Consider the following 9,517-nt stretch of genomic DNA (forward strand, 5'->3'; position numbering starts at 1 on the left):
CGGCACGCCGGCCCAGCCGTCGCGCGCGGACCGGCACGGCTCCCCCACCCCGTCCACGGTCACCATCCGGCAGGCCCCCGACCGCGCCGCCGCGGCTCTCGTCGCGCGGTTCGAGGCCGGGGGCCGTACCGCCGTGCTGGTCGCGGTGGACGGTGTTCCGGTCGGGGTGCTCGCGGTCGCGGACCGGCTGCGGCCGGACGCCGCCGCCACCGTCGCCGCGCTCACCGCGCTGACCGGGGACCGTCCGACGCTGCTGACCGGGGACAACGCGCGTGCCGCCGCCCGGCTGGCGGACGAGGTCGGCATCCATGACGTCCGGGCCGGGCTGCTCCCCGAGGACAAGGTGGCCGCCGTGCGGGAGCGGCAGGACGCCGGCCGCCGGGTGCTGGTCGTCGGGGACGGCGTCAACGACGCGCCCGCGCTGGCCGCCGCGCACACCGGTGTGGCGATGGGCCGCGCCGGTTCCGATCTGGCCCTGGAGACCGCCGACGCGGTGATCGTGCGCGACGAACTGGCCGCGGTGCCCGCCGTGGTCGCCCTCTCCCGCCGCGCCCGCCGTCTGGTCGTGCAGAACCTCGTCCTCGCGGCGGTGTTCATCTCCGGACTCGTCATCTGGGACCTCGCGGGCACGCTGCCGCTGCCGCTGGGTGTCCTCGGTCACGAGGGGTCCACCGTCCTCGTCGGCCTGAACGGGCTGCGCCTGCTGCGCGAGGCCGCCTGGACGCGGGCGACGCGCGACGCGGGCCCGGGCGCGGCAGACGGGCGCGCACCCGCGGTGTGACCCGGCCCGCAACGCCTCCCGCGGCCTCGGTGGCATGAGGTGGCGCCAACGGTGGCACCCGGGGCGCCGTGCGTGGGATACGACTGACCTGGCAGGGAGTACGCGGTGAGGCGGCGGGCGCGGTGCGCGCGGTGCGGCGGGCCTGGGCGGGACCGTGCCGGGAGCGGGACCTGGCCGTCCAGGCGGTGAAGGCGGCGCTGGCCGCGTGGGTGGCGTGGGCGGTGGCGGGCTGGTGGCTGCGGGCACCGGTGGCGTTCGTCGCGCCGTGGGTGGCGGTCGTCCTGGTGGAGTCGACCGTGTACCGGTCGATCGCGCACGGCCTGCAGCAGCTCGCGGCGATCGCGGCCGGCACGGTCGCGGCGACCGCCGTCGGACTGCTGCTGCACAGCACGGTGGCCGCGATGGCGGTGGTGCTCCCCCTCGTGATGCTGCTGGGCCAGTGGCGCCGCCTGGGCAGTCAGGGCATCTACGCGGCCACGGGCGCCCTGTTCGTCCTCACCAACGGGTCGGTCACCGTCGCCACCTCCACGGCCCGGCTCACCGAGGCCCTGTTCGGTGCGGTGGTCGGCATCTCCGTCAACGCGCTGGTCCGGCCGCCGCTGTATCTGCGCGACACCCGTGCCGTGCTGCGGGACGCGACCGAGGAGGCCCACGACATCCTGCGGGACGTGGCCGGCGGCCTGGCCGAGAGCCGCTGGGACGCGGAGGAGGCCGGCGCCTGGCACGAGCGCGCGCTGCGGCTGCACGGGCTGGTCGAGCACGCCCGCTCGACGGTCGAGTGGAGCCGGGAGAGCCTGCGCGCCAACCTGCGCGGGCGCCGCGGGACGGCCGCGCCGCTGCCCGGGAAGGGGTACGACGACGCGCTGGTGGTGCTGGACTACGCGGCCGTGCACACCGCGGGGGTGACCCGCACGGTGCTGGAGGCCGCCGCCGAGGACCGCGCGGCACCCCGGCCGCATCCCGGGCTCGCCGAGCGGTACGCGGAGTTCCTGTGCGAGACCGCCCGCGCGCTGCGGCTCTACAGCCACAGCCGGTTCGGCGACGAGTGCGAGGACGAGCTGCGCGAGGCGGTGGCGCGGCTGCGCGGCACGCTCGGCGACCTGCGCCGGGACCTGGCCCGCTCCACGACGGACGACCCCGACGAGCTCGCCACCTACGGCGCGCTGCTCGCCCAGGCCCACCGGCTGGCCGACCAGCTGGCCGCCTCGGGGGCGTGAGCGCGGTCCCGGTGGGCCGCCGCCTCGGCGCCCCTTCCCGGGCCGTCGCCGGTCGTCCCGGTCATGCGCCGGGCGCCGTCTCCCCCGGTTCGAGCACCCCGAACACGGCGGGGCCCACGGTGAGGACGCCGTCGGTCAGCGGCCGGCAGCGCACTCCCCCGCCGCCGCGCAGGGCGCGCTGGGCGCCGGGGCCGAGGGTGGTGTTCATCCAGGCGCAGGGCCGGGCGGCGCTGCGCACCTCCAGTTCGACCGGGCCGGAACCGGAGTCGAGGAAGACGGTCCTGCCGATGCAGGCGTCGATGTCGACCCCGCGCAGCAGGACGTTGCGCCGGGTCCGCAGCAGGTCGGCCGGGTACGGCCCCGGCTGGGGCAGCCGCTCGGCCGCCATGAGGGTGATCGACGCGTTGCGGTGGGCGGGGTGGTTGAAGTACCGGTCCCCGACGATGCCGAGGCCCGCGCGGACCACGGCCGTCGTCACGAGTTCGCCGGGCGGCAGCTCGGGCGGGCCGTCGCCCGGCCGGCCCGCCAGGCGGTGCACCGGGGACACCAGCAGCTGGAGGATCTCGACATGCGGCACGCGTCGAGCCTAACCAGTGCCGGTCCGTTCCCGGCGTCCGGTGCCCGGCGGTCCGGCCGCCACGCGGAGATCAGGACCGTGTCCCGGAGAGGTCCGCGTCCGGTGACCCGTCGGTGGCGAGGTCCCGCAGCCCGTCCTGGGAGCCGTTGAAGCGGTCGTGGTCGCCGACCGTCGGGCCGCTGGAGGTGTACTGCCACATCGTGTACGACGTCCAGCCGGCCGGCAGCGGCCCGACCGTGGAGGCGTAGCGCGCGATCCACAGCGGGTTGGTCCCGCCGAAGCCGGCGTAGTCTCCGGTGCACTGGATCCACCAGTTGGTGGCCGTGTAGATGACCGCGTCCCGGCCGGTGCGGGACCTGTAGCGGTCCAGGAAGTCCCGGATCCAGCTGACCATGCCGCTCTTGGACTTGCCGTAGCAGGCGTCGCCGTACGGGTTCCACTCGATGTCGAGGGCGCCGGGGAGGGTCTGGGCGTCGTTCGACCAGCCGCCGCCGTGCTGCACGAAGTAGTCGGCCTGGGCGGCGCCGCCTGCCGTGTCCGGGGTGGCGAAGTGGTAGGCGCCGCGGACCATGCCGACGTCGAACGAGCCGTCGTACTGCTGGGCGAAGTAGGGGTTGGTGTAGGACGTGCCCTCGGTCGCCTTGGTGTACGCCCACTTGGTGCCGCTGTTCCACAGCGTCGGCCAGTCGACGTCGCGTTGGTGGCTGGAGACGTCCACTCCCTCGGTCTGGGAGGCGCGGGGGTCCGGGGGCGGCGCGCCGGACTCGCCGTCGTGGGCGAGGACGCCGATGCCCATGTAGGCACTGCCGCGCTCGGGTGCGCCCCCGGTCGCGTCGGAGGCGGCCGGGGGGCTGGACAGGAACAGCAGCAGGCAGGTCAGGGTGCCGGCGAGGCACAGGCGGGACCGGCCGCGGGAGCGGGATATGGGGATTCGCACGGAACCCATCTGACCCGCGGCCGGGCCCTCGCGCACTCCGGGTTGCGCCCAACGAAGGTGTTCCCGGCCGGTTTTAGCCCATGTGGGCGTTCGTCACCCCTCGATGCGGTGCTGCGTCCAGAAGGAGGTCAGGTCCGTGCTCGTGGCGGCCTGGGCCGCCGCCTTGAACTCGGCCGTGGTGGACACGCCGTACCAGTGGGCGCTCGCGTAGTCCTTCAGCAGCTTGGCCATGGCGGTGTCCCCGAGGACGCGGCGCAGGTCGTGCAGGGCGCATTTGCCGTAGCCGTAGACGACGGTGGAGTAACGCGAGGAGTGCGCGTCCCAGTAGGCCATCGAGTTGGTGATCTTCTCGGCGCCCGAGGCCCAGGAGACGCCGCTCCAGCAGTTGGTTCCGGTCTTGCCCTGGGCGAGGTCGGTGGCGTAGTCGGTGAACGACTCGTCGAGCCAGGGGCTGGTGTACTCGTCGTCGCCGACGATGCCGTACCACCACTGGTGGGCGATCTCGTGGGTGAGCGCGGTGGTGCTGACCACGTCGAGGACGAAGCCGGGGTACTCCATGCCGCCGAACCAGTAGTTGTTGTCGATGACGGCGTCCAGTTCGCCGTACGGGTAGGCGCCGAACCGGGCCGCGTGGGCGTCGACGGCGGTCTTGGCGGTGCTGAGCATGGACTGGGCGCTGGAGGAGCTGATCCCCGAGACGGAGTACACGTTGACCGGGACGCCGGCGGCCGAGGTGCCGGAGATCCTGGTGAAGGGTCCGGCGGCCCACGCGAAGTCACGGACCTTGGAGGCGGTGGCCGTCGTCACGGTACGGCCGCTGGAGCCGGGGGTGTCCGTGGAGGTGCCGGTGGCCGGGACCAGCAGGCTGGTGGGGTGGTCCAGGGTGACCTTGAAGTCGGCGGCCAGGGAGTAGAAGGACTCGCCGTTGTTCGTGTACGGGTCCAGGTGCCAGCCGGCGCTGTCGCGGACGGCGAGGACGGGCAGGGCGTTGCCGACGAAGCTGAACGCGCCGTCGTGGCCGAAGCGGTCGGCGCCACTGGGCACGGTGATGCCGAGGTCGAAACCGATGGTGGCGCTCTGGCCCTGGGCGAGCGGGCTCGGCAGGTCGATCTCGAGGGCGGTGCAGGCCACGGAGAGGGCTCCGGCGGTGCCGCCGGTGACGTTGCCGACCCTGACGGGCATCGCGTCGCAGCTGCCGTGGTAGTTGTCCCACAGTCGCAGGTACACCTGGCCGAGCGCGGTGGTGGAGGCGTTGGTGAAGGTGACGCTCTCGTGCCCGGTCCAGACGGTGCCGCTCGTGTCGCTGCTGAGGTTCACGGTGTACGCGGGCGCGGCCGGCGTCCGCGTGGAGTCGGTGGACGGTGGCGGGGTGCCGTCGGAGGTGTCGAGGGCGATGTCGTCCAGGACGAAGCTCGTCCGGAGGCTGGAGTCCTCGGTGCCGGTGAAGGACAGGTTCACCGTCTGGCCGGCGAACGAGGACACGTCGATCGACTTCTTCACGTAGCCGGTGCTGCTGTCCAGGTTCGAGTAGGTGGCCAGCGTGGTGCCGCCCAGCTTGGCGGTGAGCTTGTCGTAGGCGGTGGACGAGGTCGTCTCGGCGGTGTCGGTGTGCAGCCAGAAGGTGAGGGTGGCGGCGCATCCGGAGGGGATGGTCACGCTCTGGCCGAGGGTGTCGGTGTGGGTGCCGCCGACGCCGTCCAGCCAGGCGTAGGAGCTGCCGCCGTGGGCGCTCTGTCCGGAGCGGCTGGTGATCACCGTGGACGCCGACTGGGTCCATGGTGAAGTACCGCTTTCGAAGCCGCCGTTGGCGACCACCTGCGCCGGGGTGCAGGCGGCGGTCACGGGAGCCGTGGCGGGCCGGGCGGCGGCGGAGGTTCCGGGGAGGGAGAGGGCGGCCAGCGCGGCGACGACGACCGCGCCGGCGCTCAGGGCCCTGTGGGGGGTCGATCTCACACGCTACTCCTTTGCGGCGGCCGGGGTCCGGCCTGCTCGGGGACCGCCGGCCGGCTGGGGTGCGCCGGGGCGGCCGGGGTGGGGCTTGCGTGATCGCTGTGCGGAAGGTGCCCCGCGCCCCTGTGGGTCGGGGGCGCGGGCTGCCGAAAGAGTGACAGATTTGACCGGTCCATGCCAGACCGATGGGCCGGGGTGCCCGCCGCGTGGGCGGCTGCCGGCGCCACTCACCCAGGGGCGGCCCCTGCCGGGGTCAGACGCCGCGCAGTGTCATGAAGACGGCCCCCAGACGGGTGCCGTCCGGACCCGGCCAGCCGGTCGCCACATGGCCGAGGGCGCCCTGCGGCGGCAGCGGCGGCTTCCCGGTGACGGGGGTGAGCACGCGGTGGACGTGCAGGGTCAGGCCCTCGGACAGCGGGAGGCGGGTGCCGTCCTCGCCGTCGGCCGGCTCCGGCCTGCCGCCCTGCGGGCCGAGGGCGGCGCCACCGCCGTAGGAGCGGGTCACCTCGCGGTCGGGGGTGTCCGTGATGCTCTGGGCCATCGCCTGCGCCCTCCCCTCGATCAGCGACAGCAGTTCGGTGACCAGCACCGGGTCGTGGCAGCCGTCGTACACCCAGCGCGTGCCCAGCACTCCGTGCTCCGTCGTGCCGACGAGAGCGTGCTCGGCGCCCTCCAGCGGCGCCCCTCGGTAGGTGAGCGGCGACAGATAGGCCGTACGCTCCGCGCTCGATGTGTCGGTGGCCACCAGGAACTCGATGCCGACCTCGCCCTCCGGGTCGTCCAGCCGGAACCCGCCGGACTTCTCCAGCACGGGTGCGTCCGGGCCGCCGCGGTACCAGGGGCGGGTGGGCAGCCAGTCGGCGAGCAGTTCGAGCTTGGTGGGCTTCAGCGTGGTGCGGTGGATGACGGCCATGCGGTGGTTGCCTCCCGTTGCGCGGACGCGGACCCGCTCAGCCTTTCACACCCTCCCCGCCGGCCGGTGTCGGTCTCAACCCGGCGCCTGGGTCGGGCGGTTCGCCCGTCGCCCCGCGGCCGGGGTGTGCGGGCCGCGCTCGGTCCGCGGACGCTCCGGGCGGGTGACCGAGGAGGCCCGCCGGCCCGTCCGGCGCCTCGTTGTCCGGGAGGCCGGGCGGGCGGATCCCCCGCCCCGCGCGATCGCCGTGACGTGCTCCTCGGACGGCATGGCCGCGTGCCAGGCGTCCCACTCGGCCTCCCGCCGCGCCTCCCAGCCCTCCTCCATCAGGCGCGCACCCACACCCCAGCCGCCGCTCCACCGTGGTGGGTTCGCCCATGTGCGGCGGCACGGCACCCCGGGCGCCGAGGCAGAGGTACGCCCGGACCGGCCGCCCCCGCTCGACCACGGCCCAGGTGTGGCAGTCGCCGACGCGGTCCGTGGCGAAGCAGCGCAGGGCGCCGAGGAGCACGCCGGGCGCGGACCGCCGGCGGGTGAACCCCGGGTCGTCGGGGCGCTTCCCGGGACGAGGCGCACGCGGCCGTGCGCCACGGTCCAGCCGACGACGGGTCCGGCCGCGCACACACCCGACCGGTAGGCCGCCGCGGTGCCCTCGGCCCAGCCGGCCGCCCGGTGCCGCGGGGCCCCCACCGTGCGGGCGTCGGGCGGCTGGCGTCAGTCCCCGTATGTCCTCTCGAAAGCGGCGAAGGCGGTCTCCTGGCGCCATTCGAGGCGGGCCCTGGCGCTGTCGGCGAGCAGGTGCCGGCAGCCCGCGCCGCGCACCGGGAGGCCGGGGTGCTCGGCACGGCAGGCCGGGACCGGCCGGTACCCCCCGGCGGTGGGGTTGCCCTGCCACAGGCTCGCGCCCGGCAGGAAGGCGTACTCCAGGGAGGCGCGGGCGAGGTCCTTCAGCTCGGGGTAGCGCAGGCCGTAGGTGGCGGCGGCGTACTGGTACTCGTGGCTGATGTCGATCCGGGACACCCCGGGGTCGTCGGTGGCGAGGACGACCGGGACGCCGTAGCGGCGGTAGGTGCTGAAGGGGTGCTCGGCTCCCTTGACGCCGAGGATCTGGGCGTTGCTGGAGAAGGGCACCTCCACCGCCACCTGACGGTCCGCCATCGTGCGGGCGGTGCGCCGCCAGTCGTCCTCGTGGACCAGGTCGACGCCGTGCCCGACCCGTTCCGTGCGGGCGACCTCCACGGCCTCGCGGATGTGGAACTTCAGGTCCTCCGGCTTGACCAGCCCCGGCCACAGCTCGCCCGCGTGCAGGGTGACGTGTGCCTTCGGGTACTGGGTGCGCAGGTAACCGACCATGCGCATCTGCAGGCCGTAGTCGCGCAACGAGGTCTCCCCGTCCTCCGGCTGGACCAGGTTGACGGCGACGAACCGCGGGTCGGCCTCGGCCAGCCGCATGCCGAGGGCCAGCTGGGTGAAGACCCGTTCCGGCGCACTGCCCCGGGACGCCTGGGAGATCCAGCGGACGGTGAGGCCGCAGCCGGGCCGCGCCCCCGGGGTGCCGCAGCGCTCGGTGGCGCGGAACTCGGCGTCGCCGTCGTCGGCCTCCTCGCGGGCCTCGGCGACCAGCTTGTCCAGCTTGCCGTCGGCGACCAGCCTGCGGTGCAGGGCGGCGAGGTCGTCGTCCCAGCCGACCTCGGCGGCGAGCTTCTTCGCGCCGTCGGAGGCCGGGGTGACCATCGTCTCCAGGTAGATCTGGTTGTTGCCGACGACGGTGTCGGCGACCTCGGCGAGCAGCTTGCCCCGGTGCCGCCAGGTGACCTCGCCGAACTTGCCGAAGGTGTCGAAGAAGTGGTCGTGCCCCCTCTCGCCGGGCGGGAAGTCCTCCATGGACCAGGCGCGCACCAGCGCGTCGTGGAAGGCGCGGTCGGTGCGCGCGTCGGCGGCGGGCCGGGTGCCGGCGCCGCAGGGCGGGGTCACCGCGGTCAGCGTCGCGGTGTCGACGCACAGCCCGTCCTCGGCGGCCAGCTCGATCAGGTACTCCGTGGACACCGCGCCGGAGAGGTGGTTGTGCAGGTCCCCGCCCTTGGGGAGCTGCCGGAAGAACTCCCGCAGGGCCGCGGGCCGGTCGCGGAGCGCGCGGAGACGGGCGTCCGTGCGCGCCTCCGCGGCCGTGACCGGCCGGGGCGGCGGCGCGGCGGGCCGGTGGTCCCGCTGCGCCGGCTGGGCCGCGGCGGGCAGGGCGGACAGCAGGGACAGGACACTGAGGGTGCCGAGCATGGCCGGAAGGAGCCGCCGGCTCAGGGCACTTCGACGTTGCAGACTCACAGGACGCATGATCACGGAAAGATCACGGCGGCGTGCCCCGATCCGGCGCATCCCGGGCGGAGAGCACCCGACCGGGTGACGCACCGGCACGCCGCCGTGGACCGCGGCGCACGGCACCCCTGTTGCGTCCGGGATCCGGGAGCCGTGGACCTGGGCCGTCACCCGGTGGGGCAGGCCGACCGCTCAGACCCGGCGACAACGGGGGAATGCACGGCGGACGGGCGGGTATTCGCGCTGCGACTTCGTACACCGGCGACCCCATCAGGGAGGCGGATCGCATGCTCATGGCACACCCCGCGGTACTGCAGGACCTCATCGCCCAGTACGAGGCACTGACTCTGCTCGGGGCCGAGGAGAGCACACCGGAGGCCCGGCAGCGGCTCGCGGACGTGTCCTACACGCTGTGCGTGGCCACCGGCACCCGGGACGTCGACATGGCCCTCATCGCCGCGCGTCACCGCCTCTCCGGCGCCCGCCCGGAGGACGACTCCCTGCTCCAGACGGCGTCCGTGCCGCAGCCGGCCGTCCCGGCCCAGGAGGTGTCCGGGGTCTGAACCGGCCCCTCCGCCACGGCTGTCGCCCCCCTCCCCCTGAACTCGTCGCGTCCCGCTTCTGGTCGGCGGGACCTACCGGGCGGTATACAGGCCCGGTCGAACGCGCGAGGGCCGCTGTCCGGTGCCGCCGCCGCGCGCCGCAGCGGGCTCAGGGGGAGGACTCATGGCGACGGACACACATCCGGCGGGCGCCGGAGAGGCGGTGACGCGCGGCGATGAGGGCCATGTCGACGTCCCGGGTGCCGGTGGCCACGCACAGCGTGTAG

The 9,517-nt window shown here is 74.6% G+C and carries 9 protein-coding genes; 3 read left to right on the top strand and 6 right to left on the bottom strand.

All coding sequences use genetic code 11. The features are described from left to right. Window positions 1-781 (top strand): HAD-IC family P-type ATPase (locus ABZV94_RS37825; RefSeq protein WP_356348936.1); only part of this gene is annotated, 781 nt, incomplete at its 5' end. A gap of 77 nt (window positions 782-858) precedes the next feature. Then, window positions 859-1,998 (top strand): aromatic acid exporter family protein, encoded by a 1,140-nt coding sequence (locus tag ABZV94_RS37830; RefSeq protein ID WP_356348945.1) that lies wholly within the window; start codon window positions 859-861, stop codon window positions 1,996-1,998. Window positions 1,999-2,059: 61 nt separating this feature from the next. On the opposite strand, the gene ABZV94_RS37835 is transcribed toward ABZV94_RS37830, so the two are convergent. The 5 genes from ABZV94_RS37835 to ABZV94_RS37855 all read right to left on the bottom strand — a co-directional run bounded on the left by ABZV94_RS37835 (window position 2,060) and on the right by ABZV94_RS37855 (window position 8,649). Further along, window positions 2,060-2,575, bottom strand: coding sequence for an MOSC domain-containing protein (locus tag ABZV94_RS37835; protein ID WP_356348938.1), 516 nt, complete (start codon window positions 2,573-2,575; stop codon window positions 2,060-2,062). Window positions 2,576-2,645: 70 nt separating this feature from the next. Then, window positions 2,646-3,446 carry a lysozyme gene (locus ABZV94_RS37840; protein WP_356348947.1) on the bottom strand — a complete coding sequence of 267 codons (801 nt, stop codon included), beginning with the start codon at window positions 3,444-3,446 and terminating at the stop codon, window positions 2,646-2,648. Between the two features lie 159 nt (window positions 3,447-3,605). Next, on the bottom strand, window positions 3,606-5,465 hold the full coding sequence (locus tag ABZV94_RS37845) for a M1 family aminopeptidase (RefSeq protein ID WP_356348939.1): 1,860 nt from the start codon (window positions 5,463-5,465) through the stop codon (window positions 3,606-3,608). A gap of 250 nt (window positions 5,466-5,715) precedes the next feature. Further along, the gene (locus ABZV94_RS37850; RefSeq protein WP_356348941.1) at window positions 5,716-6,375 is read right to left on the bottom strand and encodes a 1,4-alpha-glucan branching protein; all 660 of its coding nucleotides are present in this window, start codon (window positions 6,373-6,375) and stop codon (window positions 5,716-5,718) included. 714 nt (window positions 6,376-7,089) lie between these two features. Continuing rightward, window positions 7,090-8,649, bottom strand: coding sequence for an adenosine deaminase (locus tag ABZV94_RS37855; RefSeq protein ID WP_356348949.1), 1,560 nt, complete (start codon window positions 8,647-8,649; stop codon window positions 7,090-7,092). Window positions 8,650-8,975: 326 nt separating this feature from the next. On the opposite strand from ABZV94_RS37855, the gene ABZV94_RS37860 reads away from it, so the two are divergent. Then, on the top strand, window positions 8,976-9,251 hold the full coding sequence (locus ABZV94_RS37860) for a DUF5133 domain-containing protein (RefSeq protein ID WP_356348943.1): 276 nt from the start codon (window positions 8,976-8,978) through the stop codon (window positions 9,249-9,251). Window positions 9,252-9,399: 148 nt separating this feature from the next. Here ABZV94_RS37860 and ABZV94_RS37865 read toward each other — a convergent pair. Beyond that, a partial coding sequence (locus tag ABZV94_RS37865; RefSeq protein WP_356348951.1) for a DUF5133 domain-containing protein occupies window positions 9,400-9,517 on the bottom strand: 118 nt, incomplete at its 5' end.

This window comes from Streptomyces sp. NPDC004658, assembly GCF_040609555.1.
Classification (GTDB): domain Bacteria; phylum Actinomycetota; class Actinomycetes; order Streptomycetales; family Streptomycetaceae; genus Streptomyces.